The organism is Priestia sp. ST2, assembly GCF_055810735.1.
Genome location: NZ_JBVVNT010000003.1, coordinates 625465 through 642707, shown reverse-complemented (window position 1 = coordinate 642707; position 17243 = coordinate 625465). Strand labels below are relative to the sequence as shown.

19 protein-coding genes are annotated in these 17243 nt (G+C 38.0%); 17 read left to right on the top strand and 2 right to left on the bottom strand.

Annotation, left to right across the window (positions count from 1 at the left end):
- Positions 1 to 7: 7 nt before the first annotated feature.
- Positions 8 to 343: a DUF485 domain-containing protein gene (locus tag AC0KUU_RS15675; RefSeq protein ID WP_034275644.1), complete on the bottom strand. Its 336-nt coding sequence runs from the start codon at positions 341 to 343 to the stop codon at positions 8 to 10.
- A 498-nt stretch (positions 344 to 841) separates the two neighbouring features.
- On the opposite strand from AC0KUU_RS15675, the gene AC0KUU_RS15670 reads away from it, so the two are divergent.
- From AC0KUU_RS15670 to AC0KUU_RS15655, 4 genes are all read left to right on the top strand, one after another.
- Positions 842 to 1150 carry a hypothetical protein gene (locus AC0KUU_RS15670; protein ID WP_013055618.1) on the top strand — a complete coding sequence of 103 codons (309 nt, stop codon included), beginning with the start codon at positions 842 to 844 and terminating at the stop codon, positions 1148 to 1150.
- 216 nt (positions 1151 to 1366) lie between these two features.
- Positions 1367 to 2122 carry an IclR family transcriptional regulator gene (locus tag AC0KUU_RS15665; RefSeq protein ID WP_013081930.1) on the top strand — a complete coding sequence of 252 codons (756 nt, stop codon included), beginning with the start codon at positions 1367 to 1369 and terminating at the stop codon, positions 2120 to 2122.
- A 32-nt stretch (positions 2123 to 2154) separates the two neighbouring features.
- The gene (locus AC0KUU_RS15660; RefSeq protein ID WP_075421316.1) at positions 2155 to 2982 is read left to right on the top strand and encodes an aldo/keto reductase; all 828 of its coding nucleotides are present in this window, start codon (positions 2155 to 2157) and stop codon (positions 2980 to 2982) included.
- Between the two features lie 121 nt (positions 2983 to 3103).
- Entirely contained in the window at positions 3104 to 3865 is a 762-nt protein-coding gene (locus tag AC0KUU_RS15655) for an SDR family oxidoreductase (protein WP_322551759.1), read from the top strand.
- A 93-nt stretch (positions 3866 to 3958) separates the two neighbouring features.
- On the opposite strand, the gene AC0KUU_RS15650 is transcribed toward AC0KUU_RS15655, so the two are convergent.
- Positions 3959 to 4414, bottom strand: coding sequence for a MarR family winged helix-turn-helix transcriptional regulator (locus AC0KUU_RS15650; RefSeq protein ID WP_043980161.1), 456 nt, complete (start codon positions 4412 to 4414; stop codon positions 3959 to 3961).
- A 352-nt stretch (positions 4415 to 4766) separates the two neighbouring features.
- Here AC0KUU_RS15650 and AC0KUU_RS15645 point away from each other — a divergent pair, with 352 nt between their 5' ends.
- From AC0KUU_RS15645 to AC0KUU_RS15585, 13 genes are all read left to right on the top strand, one after another.
- The gene (locus AC0KUU_RS15645; RefSeq protein ID WP_013055624.1) at positions 4767 to 5405 is read left to right on the top strand and encodes a biotin/lipoyl-containing protein; all 639 of its coding nucleotides are present in this window, start codon (positions 4767 to 4769) and stop codon (positions 5403 to 5405) included.
- A 42-nt stretch (positions 5406 to 5447) separates the two neighbouring features.
- Entirely contained in the window at positions 5448 to 7073 is a 1626-nt protein-coding gene (locus AC0KUU_RS15640) for a DHA2 family efflux MFS transporter permease subunit (protein ID WP_013081936.1), read from the top strand.
- Between the two features lie 18 nt (positions 7074 to 7091).
- The gene (locus AC0KUU_RS15635) at positions 7092 to 7622 is read left to right on the top strand and encodes an NAD(P)H-dependent oxidoreductase (RefSeq protein WP_014461382.1); all 531 of its coding nucleotides are present in this window, start codon (positions 7092 to 7094) and stop codon (positions 7620 to 7622) included.
- An 8-nt stretch (positions 7623 to 7630) separates the two neighbouring features.
- Positions 7631 to 8041, top strand: coding sequence for a hypothetical protein (locus tag AC0KUU_RS15630; RefSeq protein ID WP_162213679.1), 411 nt, complete (start codon positions 7631 to 7633; stop codon positions 8039 to 8041).
- A 162-nt stretch (positions 8042 to 8203) separates the two neighbouring features.
- Entirely contained in the window at positions 8204 to 8629 is a 426-nt protein-coding gene (locus AC0KUU_RS15625; RefSeq protein ID WP_013055628.1) for a MarR family winged helix-turn-helix transcriptional regulator, read from the top strand.
- Positions 8630 to 8745: 116 nt separating this feature from the next.
- A complete protein-coding gene (locus AC0KUU_RS15620; protein ID WP_162213680.1) occupies positions 8746 to 9735 on the top strand; it encodes a LacI family DNA-binding transcriptional regulator in 990 nt (329 codons plus the stop codon).
- Positions 9728 to 10606: a ribokinase gene (gene rbsK / locus AC0KUU_RS15615; RefSeq protein WP_043980153.1), complete on the top strand. Its 879-nt coding sequence runs from the start codon at positions 9728 to 9730 to the stop codon at positions 10604 to 10606. Before AC0KUU_RS15620 ends, rbsK begins: the two co-directional genes overlap by 8 nt.
- Positions 10607 to 10996, top strand: coding sequence for a D-ribose pyranase (gene rbsD / locus AC0KUU_RS15610; RefSeq protein ID WP_097824224.1), 390 nt, complete (start codon positions 10607 to 10609; stop codon positions 10994 to 10996).
- Positions 10997 to 11010: 14 nt separating this feature from the next.
- The gene (locus AC0KUU_RS15605; protein ID WP_013081941.1) at positions 11011 to 12492 is read left to right on the top strand and encodes a sugar ABC transporter ATP-binding protein; all 1482 of its coding nucleotides are present in this window, start codon (positions 11011 to 11013) and stop codon (positions 12490 to 12492) included.
- A 1-nt stretch (position 12493) separates the two neighbouring features.
- Positions 12494 to 13453 carry a ribose ABC transporter permease RbsC gene (rbsC, locus tag AC0KUU_RS15600; RefSeq protein WP_025749709.1) on the top strand — a complete coding sequence of 320 codons (960 nt, stop codon included), beginning with the start codon at positions 12494 to 12496 and terminating at the stop codon, positions 13451 to 13453.
- Positions 13454 to 13464: 11 nt separating this feature from the next.
- Positions 13465 to 14385 (top strand): ribose ABC transporter substrate-binding protein RbsB, encoded by a 921-nt coding sequence (gene rbsB / locus AC0KUU_RS15595; protein ID WP_013055634.1) that lies wholly within the window; start codon positions 13465 to 13467, stop codon positions 14383 to 14385.
- A gap of 439 nt (positions 14386 to 14824) precedes the next feature.
- Positions 14825 to 16093 carry a 3D domain-containing protein gene (locus tag AC0KUU_RS15590; RefSeq protein WP_043980145.1) on the top strand — a complete coding sequence of 423 codons (1269 nt, stop codon included), beginning with the start codon at positions 14825 to 14827 and terminating at the stop codon, positions 16091 to 16093.
- A 413-nt stretch (positions 16094 to 16506) separates the two neighbouring features.
- Positions 16507 to 17118: a flavin reductase family protein gene (locus tag AC0KUU_RS15585; RefSeq protein WP_043980143.1), complete on the top strand. Its 612-nt coding sequence runs from the start codon at positions 16507 to 16509 to the stop codon at positions 17116 to 17118.
- Positions 17119 to 17243: the final 125 nt, after the last annotated feature.

Sequence of the window (17243 nt, the reverse complement as noted above, 5' to 3'; positions counted from 1 at the left end):
CCCCTATTTAATTTGCAGCTTCTTTTTTAATCGTGTCAACAAGTTCATCGAATTTCGAGGCTCTTTTTGTGTATAGAATGCATAGGGTCCAGGTCATCACAAACTGTGCAAAAGCAAATACCCACGCCCAGGTCATAGAAGCAAAAGCTGGTTTGTTTAGGACGGTTGTGTAAGCCGTTAAGATAGGCAAGGTAAAATAAAAAGCAAGAAAAAACAGAGAGAGCGGTAAAATAAAATTGCGTTTTTGTTTCAAAAGCTTTTGAAATGAAGCAGACTGTACAATTTCTGTGTAATCAGGAGAGGAAGAAGCATTGTTTACCTTCTTTAAAGAATTTTCATTCATCGCCAAGCGGAATTCCCCCTTTGATAATAAATAGATGAAGCGAAAAGCTTCATATCACTTGAATTATATTATTTTCGGAATAAAAAGTAAATTCTGTCTTTTTGTGAGAATGGTAACTGTGTAGGTTTTTTAATATACTGAAGGTTCGTAATAAATGCATACTGACATAATAAAAAAAGAACAACATTTAATACAAAGGAAAAATCATTCGCAAAAGAAATGTTGAAATTAATCCTTAGTTTCTTATATATATAAGGCTTTTCTTTATTATTTAAACATTATTTGTTTGTTTGATCTTTTGAAAAAGAAAAGAAGATGATGATAGAATCATAAGCACACAATAATGCTTAGAGAGGAAACAGGTTGAGAAAATAAGCTATTATTTAGAGATGGTTATAAATAGACAAGATATTATGAAAGATTTCTATATGAATGATATTTTTTCTTTATAGTAAACAAATCATGTGACTACTTATATAAAAGAGAAAAGGTGAAAGAATGGCATTTGGAATTAAACGCCCGGAACTAAACGCATGGAAAGCAGCTGTTAAGCGAGGAGAGATCGCGTTTTTAACTCATTATTGGCTTGATGAGCGTTTTCCACATGCAACTACCGTAACAAAAGTAGGTTGCAGTGACTTAAATAAGCTGATTAAGTGGGGAAAAAAGTACGGTATTCCCGCTAAGTATATTGATAATCGATCCGGCTATCCTCATTTCGATTTACTAGGTGAGCGTCAGAAAGAAATTATGAAAAAGGAAAATCAGCTGGAGCAGCTGAAGCGATTTGAAGAAGTTAACGAGTGAAAAGCAAAACTAATTTCAAAAAATGTAAAAAAATTCTATTGTTAAGACTTTTTTTATGTTTAAATAGAAAAAACAGTGGAATAGATTAAGAAGAACAATTACGTTATGTATTCTCTTATATAGGGAAAATAACTTAGTGTAGTTTCCTTATTTGATACGATAAAGAGCTTTGTTTTATAATAAAATTGTTGTTCGGATAAAAGGAGGAAGAAGGGCATGTCCGAGGTTGGAACTTTAAAAAAAGGATTAGATATCTTCTCTTTGCTTTTAAACCGTCCGAATATGACTATTCCAGAAATGATGGAAGCGCTCGGTTTTAATAAGAGTACGATGTATCGTCTTGTGAGCACGCTTGAGCAAAACGGATTTATTGTAAGAAACCCGTCTAACCGCTATACGGTTTCACCGCAACTGGTGCTGGCACTCGTGCAAAATACGATGCATACGAACTATGAAATGAATTGGCTCTCTGTTCCTGCTATGCAGAAGCTGAGTGAAGAGACCAAAGAGACCATTTATGCGGGAATTCTCCATCATAAACAAATGGTTACAACTCAGGTGGTTAACGGGCAATATAGCACTCGTACGCATTCTGAAGTAGGAAATAAAAAGCCGCTTCATGCAAATGCTATTGGAAAGTGTATTCTTGCTTATCAAGAGGACAGCGTACAAAAATCTATTCTTCATGAACTTTCGCTTGAAGCTTATACAGATCGAACGATCACCGAGCTGGACGAGCTTGAAGCTGATTTAGCTTTAAGTAAGGAAAGAGGATATGCTGTCGACGATGAAGAACGGGAGCCGGGCGTTCGCTGTATTGCAGCCCCTATTTTCAGAAAAGGAAAAATAATGGCGGCTATTGCTTTATCAGGTCCATCCTTTCGTATTTCACAAGAGAAAGACGAAGAACATGCTGCACTTGTTAAACAGTGCGCAGAACAAATTTCACAAGCAATTACTCTTTACGAATAATTCAATAGTAAAAAAAGGGGATGAACAGCAACATGGAAAACTTACAGTCAACTACGACCTTAGCAAACGGCGTTAAAATGCCTTGGTTAGGTTTAGGTGTTTATAAAGTAGAAGATGGTCAAGAAGTTGTAGATTCAGTTAAATATGCAATCAAAGCTGGATATAAAAGCATTGATACGGCTAAAATTTATGAAAATGAAGAAGGCGTGGGACAAGCGATCAAAGAATCAGGTGTTTCTCGCGAAGAACTGTTTGTTACATCAAAAGTGTGGAATGCAGATCAAGGATATGACACAACTATTCAAGCGTTTGAAACAAGCTTAAACAAGCTAGGGCTTGAATATTTAGATTTATACTTAATTCACTGGCCAGTTGAAGGTAAGTATAAAGATACGTGGAAAGCACTTGAAAAGCTTTATAAAGACGGGAAAATTCGTGCAATCGGCGTATCGAATTTCCAAGTACATCATTTAGAAGACTTGATTGCAGATGCAGAAGTCAAGCCGATGGTAAACCAAATCGAATTTCATCCACTTTTAACACAAACAGAAGTGCGTGAATACTGCAAAAAACAAGGAATCCAAGTGGAAGCATGGTCACCGCTTGCACAAGGTGAGCTGCTTGATAACGAAGTGTTAACTCAAATTGCTGAAAAGCACGGAAAATCAACTGCTCAAGTTATCTTACGTTGGGACTTGCAAAACGAAGTAGTAACTATTCCTAAGTCAACAAAAGAACATCGTATTATCCAAAATGCAGACGTATTTGATTTTGAATTAAATGCAGATGAAGTTGAAAAAATTAACGCATTAAATCAAAATCATCGCGTAGGTCCCGATCCGGATAACTTTGACTTTTAATTTTAAAGCAAGACTAAAACGTCTTGTAAGATAAATAATAAACAAAGCGCTATTGTCATTCATGCAGTAGCGCTTTGTTTATTAAAAAATAAATGTGATGGTTGAACGAGGAGGAAAAGTAATGAAGATGTCAGGAAACACTATTTTAATTACGGGCGGAGCGTCAGGAATTGGGTTGTCGCTTGCAGAACGGTTTTTAAATGAAGGAAATGAAGTTATTATTTGTGGAAGAAGGGAGTCAAAGCTGCAAGAAGCAAAAGAAAAATTCCCTTCATTACATACAAAAGTGTGCGATGTATCAATAGAAGAAAGCAGAGTAGAGCTAGTAAAATGGGCGACTGAAAGATTCCCGAAATTAAATGTTATTGTGAATAATGCAGGCATTCAGCAGCGCGTAAATCTTTTACACATGCACAAAGAGTGGCAGTATTACGAAAAAGAACTAATGAGTAATGTAAGTGCTCCTATTCATTTAACGTCGTTATTGATTCCTCATTTCGTTCAGCAAGAAGGTGCTGCGGTTATTAACGTTACTTCCGGGCTGTCTTTAACACCTGGAGCATGGGTGCCAATCTACAGCGCAACAAAAGCGGCATTAAGGTCGTTTACGATTAGTCTAAGACATCAATTAGAAGAAACAAATACCGAAGTGATAGAAATTCTTCCTCCAGCCGTGAACACGGATTTGGGAGGACCGGGACTTCATACATTTGGAGCACCGCTTGATGACTTTGCCGATTCGATATTTGAAGAATTGAAAAAAGGTAAAATCGAAATTGGCTATGGAGACAGCGCTAAGAGGCTTCATGCTTCCAAAGAAGAAATTGAGAAAGCTACAGCACAGGCTTGGAGTGGATTTTTGAAAAATAATCCTGAATTTTAAAGACAGCAAACAAAAAGCTTACTAAACTCGTCAATAGTAGCGGGTCATAAAAAGCGTGTGTCCATAAAATAAATGAACACACGCTTTTTAGCATTAACGATCTACAGTTTGTCTAATTCGTTTTTCCATTTTTTCAAGCATGCGGAGGTACTCATCCTGTTCTTCAGGAGTTAGAGCAAAAAGCATGTCTTGCCAAAATAAATTCCGCTGCTCAATTACATAGTTCACTAATGTTTCGCCAGCCTCTGTTAAGGATATCCATACAATTCGGCGGTCTTTTTGGTCACGTACGCGCTTAATGAGTGCATCAGCTTCTAATTGATTTAATAAAATGGTAGTAGCCCCGGAGGTTAGCTTTAGATTTGAAGAAATTTCGGCTACCATACGTTTAGAGCTGACTCCAATGAATTTTAGAATTAAAAATTTCGTAATGGTCAAATTATAGGGCTGCTCACTGATTTTATCTTCCAAGAGCTTTCGCTTGAGTTCAAATAATGAGGTTTTAACTTGGTCAAGTTTTTCTAGTTTATCTATTAACTGCTGATCCATTATAATCACCTTTTCTTTATCATTATAGGTGTTAAACAATTGCTGCTAGTTACCTATTGTGGTTTATGTATATAGGGAGTTTGTTCCAAAAAAAGAAGCTGTTTTTGTGTATAACCCTATGCTTATATATCTAACTTTAAAGTAAAGTAAAGTACTTGTAAAGAAACCAAAACTTTTAAGTTGTATTTCAGTTAAAGATGTAGTAAAGTATTCAGTCGGGAAAACTTTATGAAACATAAATGTTTAGTTTTAAAAATAAATTAAAATCAAAGTTATTTACAACTAAATATCTTTGTGATAAAGTTATCTAGCGTAATACTTAACTGAATGAAATATTAAGGAGGTAAAATAAATGTCAAGAGGGCGTTTAATTTTAATGAACTTTATCGGAATTATTGTAGTATTAGCTTTAATTATTGGTGGGGGATACTATTATATTCAAAAATCTAATTATGTATCCACAGACAATGCAAAAGTGTCCGGCGACCTTTATACAGTAGTAGCGCCAGCGGCAGGTAAAGTAGCAAGCTGGAACGTTGAAGAAGGTAAAGATGTTTCAAAAGATGATGAGGTAGCTAAAATCCAATCAGAAGATGGAGAAAAAACAGTTACAGTACCAGAAGACGGTAAAATCATCAAAACACAGGTAAAAGAAAATCAAATGGTTCAAGCTGGTCAACAAATTGCTAGCGAAGTAGATATGAATAACTTATTCATCATTGCAAACATTAAAGAAGACAAATTAAAAGATATTGAAGCTGGCGATGACGTTGATGTAACAGTTGACGGAGATACTAAAACAACAATCGATGGAAAAGTAGAAGAGATCGGTTATGCAACAAACTCAATTTTCTCATTAATGCCAAGTTCTAATTCAGACGGCAACTATACGAAAGTATCACAAACAGTTCCTGTTAAAATCTCTATTTCTAACTACTCTGAAAACGTACTACCAGGTATGAACGCAGAAGTTAAAATCTCTAAAAACTAAGACCGTACATGATTAAGAAGAGAAGAAAGGAGGAAGGAACTGATGTCAGCAAACACGATACAACCAGAGGAAAGCTCAGTTAAAAAGCATATTCCGCTGCTAGTCGTACTTATGCTTGGATTGTTCTTAGCAATTTTAAACCAAACGCTGCTAAATGTTGCGATCCCGCATCTGATTACAGAGTTTGGCGTTACGGCTAATACGGCACAGTGGTTGCTTACAGGATATATGCTTGTAAATGGTGCACTTATTCCATTATCAGCCTATTTAATTGAACGTTTTGGAGTTCGTCGCTTATTCTTATTTGCAATGGCCTGCTTTACAATAGGGGCACTTATCTGCGGAATTGCGCCGACTTTCTCGATTATGCTAATCGGACGTCTGGTTCAAGCAGTCGGAGGCGGAGTGCTAGCACCTCTAGTTATGACCATTATCGTATTTATTTTCCCTCCTCATATGCGCGGAAAAGGAATGGGTATCTTTGGTTTAGCCATGATGTTCGCTCCGGCAATTGGACCGACGCTTTCAGGATGGGTTATTCAAAACTATGACTGGCACATTTTATTTACGGGAATGGTGCCACTAGGTGCGCTCGTACTTATTATTGCAGCTTTTAAATTAAAAGATATTAAACCACCTCAAAATGTAAAAGTAGATCTAATCTCTGTGTTTACATCTCTTGCAGGTATGGCTTTACTTCTATACGGCTTCAGTGAAGCTGGAAACGATGGCTGGACGGATTCAGTTGTATTGTCAACGATGATTGGCGGTATTGTCTTATTAATCATCTTTGTCGTGCAGCAGCTTCGACTTAAGAGTCCATTACTTGATGTGAGAGTATTTAAATACAGTATTTTCTCATTATCTAATATCATTAGTATTGCCATCACAATTAGCATGTATGCTGGTATGTTCTTATTGCCAATTTACTTGCAAAATATTCGTGGCTATTCAGCATTTGATTCAGGTTTATTAATCTTGCCTGGTGCACTTGTTATGTTAGTTATGTCACCAATTTCTGGTACGCTGTTTGATAAATTAGGGCCGCGTCCACTAGGGATTGTCGGGATGTTGATTACGGTTGTGACAACATTTGAATTTACAAAATTAACGCTTGAAACACCGTTTAGTCATATTGTTATTATTTATATGATCCGTGCATTCGGTATGTCATTATTGATGATGCCAATTATGACGGCTGGTTTAAATCAGCTGCCGGCAAAATTAAGCAGCCATGGTACATCAATGGCGAACACGCTTCGTCAGGTGAGTGGTTCAATCGGTATCAGTTTAATGACTACAATCTTTACAAATCGCACAACATATCATGTGAATGAAATGAGCAGTTCCATGACTACATCCGATCCATTCTTTATGAATAACTTCCAGGCATTTGTGCAAAAGATTGCTCAAACGCTTCACCTTTCTCAAACAGAGGCGCAAAAACAAGCTTTAACAACATTAGCTGGAAAAGTTCAAGCGCAAGCAACTGTACAAGGAATTAACGATGCGTTTTATTGGACAGTTATTATTGCCATTATTGGATTGATTTTAAGTTTCTTCCTACGTGATGTTCGTAAAGATGCAGTAGTAGAAGTAGAAGAGACAGAAAAAGAAACAACAGACGATATTCGTATGTTACCGGCACCAAAAGATATGAACTCATAAGCAACGGAGGGATAAAGGATGAAAATTTGTATCGTATATGATAGTGAAGGCGGACATACAGAGGCATTAGCAAAAGCGATTGCTTCTGGCGCTGAGCTGTCTGGAGAAGCAACTGTATATGTAAAGCATGTAGAAGAAGCAGATGTACGTGAACTGCCTGAAATGGATGCTATTATTTGGGGCTGCCCAGGGCATTTTGGAACAATCAGTTCAGGGTTAAAAACGTGGATTGATAAATTAGGTTATTTATGGGCAGAAGGTAAATTAATTGATAAAGTAGGTGCGGTGTTCTGTACAACAGCTACAACGCACGGTGGCTTAGAAGCAACGCTTTTAAATTTAATTACACCTATGCTTCATCAAGGAATGGTTATCGCTGGCTTACCAGGTAACATTCCAGAAAATGCGCTGTACGGTACTTATTACGGTGTGGGAATTACTTGTCCAATCGAAGGTGACGAATTATTAACAGAGAACGACCAAGCGCTAGGTAAAGCGTTAGGAGAACGTGTTGTTCAAGTGACTAAACGAATGACACAAGGACAGTAGGTGACAGTATGTTAGGTATTTTACTGATCGTTGTAGCTGTGATTCTGGTTGTACTAATTATTACAATGAATGCTAAAGCATCATCTTCTAAGCGCCAGCGTACAGTTCCACCTAAAAAAGAAGCGGCTGCTTCAAATGCTCCTAAAGAGCCAAAAGTAGAAGAGAAAAAAGTGGCAGAAAAAAAACCTGAAGCACCAAAAGAAGAGCCAAAAGAGCCGCAGGCCAAGACGGAAACAAGAACATCTAGATATAAGAAAGAAAAAGATGTCATGAACGATGATATGTATCGTCAAGTGCTGCAAAAGTTTAGAGAAGGCGAAAAAGACAACACGGTTTTTACAAAAGAAGAACGTGACGTTATGAATGATGACGCTTTTCGTAAGGCTTTAAGATCGTTTAAGAAAAACGATAGTGAATGAGTTTCTTCTATTATAATAGTACGGAATAAAATAGATAGAAAATAGGTTATAAGCATTCTGCGAAACCAGCCGCTCTCCCCAGGCTAGGTTTCGCTTGGAGTGCAGCAGGGGGCTGACATGTTAACATCGACTCCCTGATTATAAGAAAGGGGACGTCAAAACATGGAACAGCTCACATTTATTGAAGAGGTCCAGAGAATTTCGATATCCCTTAACAAAAAGGTAATGACAGAGATAAAAGAAAGGTTACTTTCACAAGGGATTACACCTTTTCAATATCATATCTTATTAATTATCGGTAAGTGCAGTCACATTGGGGTAACCAAGCTGGCAGAAGAGATGCGCGTCAAGCCTAGTGCGATTACTCCTGTTATTAATCGTTTAATAGACTTAGAGTTAGTTTCACGCTATCACTCTAAAGAGGATCGCCGCAAAGTAAACATTGAGTTAACAGCTAAAGGTGAACAAGTGATTGAAGAAGCAAATGAAATTGTGCAAAAGATGATTGCTCATTTCTTTTCTTGCTATGAACCGAAAGATCAAGAGCAATTTTTGAAATTATTTAAGAAACTAGACGCTAATATCTAATGAAAGAAAAATCACTTCTTAATGAAGTGATTTTTTTTAATAAAAAGATTGTCAACTTCACTTTTCCATGTTATTATTTGTGTAAACGGTTACATATATGAAAGGAGGGAAATAAAGTGGTAACAATTCGTGATGTAGCAAAAGAAGCAGGCGTGTCCGTTGCGACCGTTTCGCGCGTTTTAAACAGTACAGGATATGTAAAAGAAGACACGCGTGTGCGAGTAATGAATACAATTCAAAAATTAAACTACAGCCCTAACGAGGTAGCCCGTTCGCTTTATACACGTGAATCTCGTTTGATTGGTCTCTTGCTTCCAGACATTACAAACCCTTTTTTCCCTCAGCTTGCACGCGGAATAGAAGATGAAGTACATAGCCATGGATTTCGTTTAATTCTTGGCAATAGTGATGAGCAGTTAGAGAAAGAATTAACCTATCTCCAAACGTTTACGCAAAACCATGTAGTAGGGATGATCACGGCAACAACAAGTCTAGCTCAGAAACTATATGAAGGTCTTACATTTCCCGTCGTGTTTTTAGATAGAAGTTCTGAACAGTATCCATCCGTTTATGCTGATGGTTTTGAGGGTGGAAAGCTTGCTGCAGAAGAAATAATCAAAAGAGGAAGTAAAAGAATTACACTTATCAAAGGTCCAGTAAATGTAAAGCCTGCCCAGGAACGTTTTCAAGGCTCTCTGTCTGTTTTGAGTCAGTCTGATGCAGACTTTTACGTATTAAATACAAATTCTCTAGCGTTTGACGATGCGCAGAAATGGGCAAAGGAAATCTTTCAAAAGTACCCTGAAACGGACGGGATTATTGCAAGTAATGACATTGTAGCCACAGCCGTTTTACACGAGGCGTTTCGATTAGAAAAAAGCGTGCCTGATGATCTACAAGTAATTGGTTTTGATGATATTCCGCAAAGCCGCTTTTCGTTTCCAGCGCTGTCTACAATTCGTCAGCCTGCTTATGAAATGGGCAAGCAAGCAGCAGGTCTGTTAATAAAATGCATTAAGAAAGAACCTTTAATTCAAAAGCAAGTACAACTACCCGTTACGTTTATTGAACGAAATACGACACGAAAGGTTGAGGAACATGGCTAAAGTAACTGTGATTGGAAGTTCATCAATGGATTTAGTAGTAACATCAAATATTCGTCCTGGAGCTGGAGAAACAGTGTTAGGAGAATCATTCAAAACTGTTCCCGGAGGAAAAGGAGCGAACCAAGCTGTTGCAGCAGCCCGTCTTGGAGCTGATGTGAGTATGATTGGGTGTGTGGGCGAAGATCATTACGGAAAAGCAATTCTGGAGAATTTCAAATCAAACGGTGTATCCGTGAAAAATGTGAAACCGGTTACAGATTCAGATAGCGGAACAGCGCACATTATACTCGCTGAAGGAGATAACAGCATTGTAGTTGTCAAAGGAGCAAACGATTATATTACTCCAGACTACGTGGAAAAAGCAAAAGAAAAAATTAAAGAAGCGGATATCGTACTTATTCAGCAAGAGATTCCAGAAGAAACGGTTGAATATGTTGCTGAGCTTTGTCAGGAACTTAAAGTACCGCTTTTGTTAAATCCAGCGCCTGCAAGACCATTAAAAGCAGAAGTGATTGAACAAGTTTCTTACATCACTCCAAATGAACATGAAGCAGAGCTTTTATTTGAAGGAAAAGAAAAAGAAGAAGTATTAAAACAGTATCCAAATAAATTGTTTATTACAGAAGGAAAACAAGGTGTGCGCTATTTTAACGGCAAGAAAGAAGTATTGGTTCCTTCTTATCAAGTAGAAACGATTGATACAACAGGAGCAGGAGATACATTTAACGCAGCGCTTGCTGTGGCACTTGCCGAAGGAATGGGTTTTGAAAAAGGAATTCAGTTTGCTAATCGGGCAGCTTCGCTATCCGTCACTAAATTTGGTGCGCAAGGCGGTATGCCGACTCGCAAAGAAGTGGAGGAGAGTCTGTAAATGAAACGTCACGGAATGATTAACAGTCATATTACGAAAATACTAACAGATCTAGGTCATACAGACACTATTGTCATTGCAGATGCAGGGTTACCTGTTCCGAGTGACGTGCCTAAAATTGATTTATCTTTAAAGCTAGGGGTGCCTAGCTTTAAAGATGTAGTAGTAGCTGTGTTAGAAGATATGGCTACAGAAAAAATAGTGATTGCTTCTGAAATGAAAGAAAGAAATCAAAAGGCTTACGAGTTGATGGAGAAGCAAAACATCTTAGTAGAAGAAGTATCGCATGAACAATTAAAAATGCTGACAAGCAAAGCGAAAGTTGTGATTCGTACAGGAGAAGCAACTCCTTATGCAAACTGCATTTTACAAGCGGGAGTTATTTTTTAAAAGAGGTGAACAGCATGCATATTGCAATGAGAGGGATTCATAAAGCCTTTGGAGCAAACCGTGTACTAAGGGGCGTGGATTTTGAATTACATGAAGGTGAAGTTCACGCACTAATGGGGGAAAATGGAGCGGGGAAATCTACGCTGATGAATATTTTAACCGGCCTTCATAAAAAAGATGAAGGGCAGATTCTGATTGATGGCAAAGAGACGTATTTTCAAAACCCAAAAGAAGCAGAACAAAACGGAGTTACCTTTATTCATCAAGAGCTGAACGTTTGGCCTGAAATGACGGTGCTTGAGAACTTATTTATCGGCAAAGAATTAAAAACGCCTTTAGGTTTTTTAAAAACAAAAGAAATGAAAGCGTTAGCAAAGAAGCAGTTTGAAAAATTAGCTGTGACCATTCCTCTTGATCAAGAAGCGGGACTTTGTTCTGTCGGACAGCAGCAAATGATTGAGATAGCCAAAGCACTGATGACGAATGCAAAGGTCATTATCATGGATGAGCCAACCGCAGCGCTTACTGAAAGAGAAATTCAAAAGTTATTTGACGTAATTAATGCGCTGCGAAAACAAGGTGTATCGATTGTCTATATTTCACATCGTATGGAAGAGATTTTCGCTATTTGTGATTCCATTACGGTCATGCGTGACGGACAGACGGTAGACAAAAAGCCGATTCCAGAAACCAGCTTCGATGATGTTGTTCGCAAAATGGTAGGAAGAGAGCTAACGGATCGATTTCCTGCTAGGACATCTCCTAAGGGAGACGTTGTATTTGAAGCAAAAGGCTTGGAGAGAAAAGGTGTATTTCAAGACGTTCATTTTTCAGTGCGATCAGGAGAAATTGTCGGTGTTGCGGGGCTAATGGGAGCTGGCAGAACCGAAATTATGCGCGCTATCTTCGGGCTTGATCCGTTAGAAAAAGGCGAAATTATATTAAATGGCAAACGGGTCAGTATCACAAAGCCCGACCAAGCCATTAAATTAGGTCTCGGGTTCATTACAGAAGATCGTAAAACAGAAGGGCTCGTCCTGGATTTTTCTATTCGAGAAAATATTGCGCTTCCAAGTCTATTCAGCTTTTCGCCAAAAGGCTTTATTGAACAAAAAAGCGAGCAGCAATTTGTAGATTTACTTATTAAACGTTTAACGATCAAAACTGAGTCGTCTGAGACGAGTGCGGGTAACTTATCGGGAGGAAATCAGCAAAAAGTAGTTATTGCCAAGTGGATTGGCATTGGACCAAAAGTGCTGATTTTAGATGAACCAACTCGAGGAGTTGACGTCGGGGCAAAGCGTGAAATTTATCAGCTTATGAATGAACTGACAGACAGAGGCGTGGCTATTATCATGGTGTCTTCAGAGCTTCCAGAGGTACTGGGCATGAGCGATCGCATTTTGGTTGTACATGAAGGGAAAATAACAGGTGAACTGACAAGTGAAGAAGCAACTCAAGAAAAAATTATGACATTTGCAACAGGAGGTCAGTAAAATGAAAGCAAACACAGCGATAAAAGAAAATCGCGTTGATAACGTGATGCAAAAGCTAGGTCCGTTACTAGGTCTATTTATTCTTATTGTCATTGTATCGATTTTAAATCCAAGCTTTTTAGAACCTTTAAATATTTTAAACTTGCTGCGTCAAGTAGCCATTAATGCCTTAATTGCATTCGGTATGACGTTTGTCATTTTAACAGGCGGAATTGATTTATCGGTTGGCTCTATACTTGCTTTATCAAGTGCGTTAATGGCAGGTATGATTGTGTCAGGTGTAGATCCTATTTTAGCTATTTTAATAGGATGTGTGTTAGGAGCTGTAATGGGTATGATTAACGGCTTGCTTATTACAAAAGGAAAAATGGCGCCGTTTATTGCAACGCTAGCGACGATGACAATTTTTAGAGGGTTAACGCTTGTTTATACAGATGGAAATCCGATTACGGGGTTAGGCGAAAACTATTACTTCCAGTTATTTGGCCGCGGCTATTTTCTAGGTATTCCTGTTCCGGCAATTACGATGGTACTAGCATTTGCTGTCCTATGGGTGATTTTGCATAAAACGCCGTTTGGCCGTAGAACATATGCAATCGGAGGAAATGAAAAAGCAGCATTTATTTCAGGAATTAAAGTACCAAAAGTTAAGGTTATGATCTACTCACTAGCAGGATTATTGGCAGCGCTATCAGGAGCGATTTTGACTTCTCGTTTGAACTCTGCTCAGCCAACGGCAGGTACGTCTTACGAGTTAGATGCTATCGCTGCAGTAGTACTGGGTGGAACAAGCCTTTCTGGAGGACGTGGACGCATTGTTGGAACGTTAATTGGTGCGCTGATTATCGGAACGTTAAACAACGGCTTAAACTTACTCGGCGTTTCGTCCTTTTACCAAATGGTCGTAAAAGGAATTGTTATTTTAATCGCGGTATTAATTGATCGCAAAAAGTCAGCTTAGGAGGGAAAAACATGAAGAAAATTTGGCTCGTGCTATTATCATTTTCATTATTACTGTTAGGGGCTTGTTCACTTCAGCCTCCTGAGTGGGCGAAACCATCTGAAAGTAAAAATTTAAAAGATATTAAAATTGGTTTATCCGTTTCTACATTAAACAATCCGTTCTTTGTTTCGCTAAAAGAAGGGGTACAAAAAGAAGCAAAAAAACTGGGCATGGAAGTAGTTGTAGTAGATGCTCAAAATGATTCAGCAAAACAAATTAACGATGTAGAAGATTTAATGCAGCAAGGTGTTAACATTCTGCTTATTAACCCAACGGATTCAGCTGCTATTTCAACAGCTGTACAATCGGCTAATAATGTAGGTATTCCAGTTATTACACTAGATCGTTCAGCAGAAAAAGGAAAAGTAGAAACCCTAGTAGCTTCAGATAATGTAAAAGGTGGTCAAATGGCTGCTGATTACATTGTGAAAAAAGTAGGGGAAAAAGCTCAAGTAGCAGAACTTGAAGGCGTGCCGGGAGCTTCAGCAACTCGTGAACGAGGAAAAGGGTTCCACAACGTTGCGGATCAAAAGCTAGATATTACGGCTAAACAGTCGGCTGATTTTGACCGTACAAAAGGCTTAAACGTTATGGAGAATGTTCTTCAAGGAAATCCTGGTATCAAAGCCGTATTTGCTCATAATGATGAAATGGCATTAGGAGCTATTCAAGCGATTAACAGCTCAGGAAAAGATGTGCTAGTAGTAGGGTTTGATGGAAACGACGATGCAATTAAAGCGGTAAAAGAAGGGAAGCTAGGAGCAACTGTAGCCCAGCAGCCTGTTTTAATCGGCAAACTTGCCGTAAAGTCTGCTAAAAATGTTCTTCAAGGCAAAAAGGTAGATAAGCAAATTCCAGTGCCTTTAAAACTAGTAACATCTGACAAATAATGGTTTTATACGTGTGTAGAAAAAAGACGCTCATTTGATTTATGGGCGTCTTTTTATGTATATAAAGTGTAAAAAAGAAGTGAAAAAGTCACAACTTTATAAATAGTGTAGGAATTATGTAGGTGGAATTTATGTAATAAAAAGTAAAAAACACCGAAAAAAGACGCTAAAACACATAATTTTCTGTGAAAAATTTGTAATATACCTGTAATAATAAGCGTTTATTTCTATTTTTAAAGAGTGATTTTGCCCTGTTTATGACAAAAATATATCTTTTTTAATAAACAGTAAACCTCTCTATCAAGGGATTTTGGTGATGAATTCCCAGAAAGAGATTCTTGGTTATACAGATTATGGGAAACTTTTAACTGTATTGTAACATAAACAGATAGTTTTTTATGGTATAACTATGTCTATGAGGAAAGGGGACTATTACTTTATGAAAATTTTTAAGCGTATGACTCTTGCAGCAGTCACAGGAATTTTCTTCATGACCGGCATCACAGAGACTCACGCCCAATCGAATGAAGAAGCGCTCCAGAGTACTGAAAATAAAATTAAAGAAACAGAAAAGGCTGTTCAACAAAAAGAGAAAGAGAAACAGTCTATCAATTCAGATGTTCAAAACATTCAATCACAATTAAATTCATTACATACAGTAATCTCTAGCAATAAAAAAGAGTTAGCATCGACTGAAAAGCAGATTTCAGAAGCGAACAAAATGATTGAGAAAAAGAAAAAAGAAATCGTTTTGCTTCAGGAAAAAGTGTTAAGTCGTAAAGATATTATTGAAAATCGATTAGTTGCTTTACAGCAAGACGATAAAACAAGCGTTGTTATTGATACATTAATGAATGCTGATAACTTTGGAGATTTTGTTGCACGTATGGGTGCTGTCACAACGTTATTGTCAGCAGATAATGATATTTTAAAGCAGCATCAAAATGATTTAGATCAAATTGAAAAAGATAAAAAAGAAATTGATAAGCAAGAAAAAGTATTAAAAGCAGCAAAAGGTAGCTTAGCGGCTAAACAAGCTGAATTAGATAAAAACGTTGCCAAACAAACAGCAACGTTAACAACTATGCAGGAAAAGTACAGCACGGTCGTAAATGAAATTGATGCAGCTTCTTCAGAAAAAGCAAACCTTCAGTCTGAATTAACAGGCATTCAAGATAAGATTGCAAAAGAAAAAGAAGCAGCTCAAAAGCAAGCTGAGCAAGTGGCAAAACAGCAGGCAGCTGAAAAGGCTGAGGCTGATGCAGAAGCAAAGCGTCAAGCTGAACTGGCAACAGCTAAAAAAGAAGTAAAAACAGAGCCAAAACAAGAAGTAAAAACAGCTGCAGCTACAGAGAAGAAAGCAACCGTTTCTTCAGAAGCAAAAGAAACGAAAAAAGAAGAAAGCACACAAAAGCATTCTGGAAAAGAAATGTATGTAGAAGCAACAGCTTATACAGCTAATTGTGCAGGGTGTAGCGGCGTAACAGCCACTGGACAAAATGTGAGTTCAGGCACTCATAAAATTATTGCGGTAGATCCATCCGTTATTCCATTAGGTTCAAAAGTATACGTAGAAGGATACGGAGTGGCAACAGCAGGTGATACGGGCGGTGCGATTAAAGGATATCGAATTGACGTATTAGTACCTTCCGAGTCAGCTGCAAAAGCATTTGGACGTCGTACAGTGAAAATTACGGTGTTAAATTAAAGAAATAAGCTGAAAATATTTTAGTTGCAGGAAAATCCGAACGATGAATCGTTCGGATTTTTTCATTGTTGTAGTGAACGTAGGTTTCATCTAGTTAGTTGCTTCTAGCTGTTGATTGGAGAGGAAGGCGAAGACTCCTGAGGGAAAAGAGGAAGTGATGAGACCCCGCAGGCCCGTAATCGACGAGGAGGCTCATCGGTCGCCCGTGGAAAGCGAAGCCTTACATGGAAATCAACAGCGGTGTCACAAGTGATCGATACCAGCTCATTACTCCCATTTGTTCGTCTTCGGATTAGATGGATGTAGTTATGTCTCAATCTCTTTTTTGCATATTTAGTGAGCAAGTTGCTAGCTAATCTATACTCTTTTCGTTACCATACAATAAAGTAAATGGAAGAAAAGGAGTAGGTAAAATGAAGATAGTCGATCCAGCGGTACAAAGTGTAAAAGACAATTATCATTTGTTAACAGGGGTCGTCATTCCCCGGCCGATTGCGTTTGTTACAAGTCAAAATGATGACGGTGTAGTGAATGCCGCACCGTTTAGTTTCTTTAATGTAGTTGCGGCAGAGCCTCCGCTGATTGCCATTTCAGTTTCGAGAAGTGAAGGTCAAATGACGAAAGATACGGCCAAAAATATTAGTTCATCTAAAGAATTTGTAGTTCATCTTGTAGACGAAAACTTAGTGGAACAGGTGAATCAAGCGGCATCTTCTTATCCTTCTTCCGTCAGTGAAGTCGAAGAAACAGGGTTAACGCTAGCACCGAGCAAAAAAGTGCAGGTTCCCGGAATTCAAGAAGCCAGCATTCGGATGGAATGTAAGCTTCACCAAATTGTGCCATTAGGAACGGATGAGGCATACAGCTCAGATTTGTTTATCGGTGAAGTTGTGATGTTTCATATTAGTGAAAAAGTGATAGAAAACGATCGCGTTTCTGCAGAACGTGTGAAGCCAGTCAGCCGACTTGCGGGTTCTAACTATAGTAAATTGGGGCAATTATTTTCCTTAGAACGTCCTAAATAAGCAAGAAAGTGTTACTTATGTAGCAAAAAAATAGTATACATTGGATTTTTTTAAATAAGCGATTGTGTTCTGTTTCAACAATGACAGTACATTCGCTTTTTTTCATGAACGAAAAAGTTAATAGA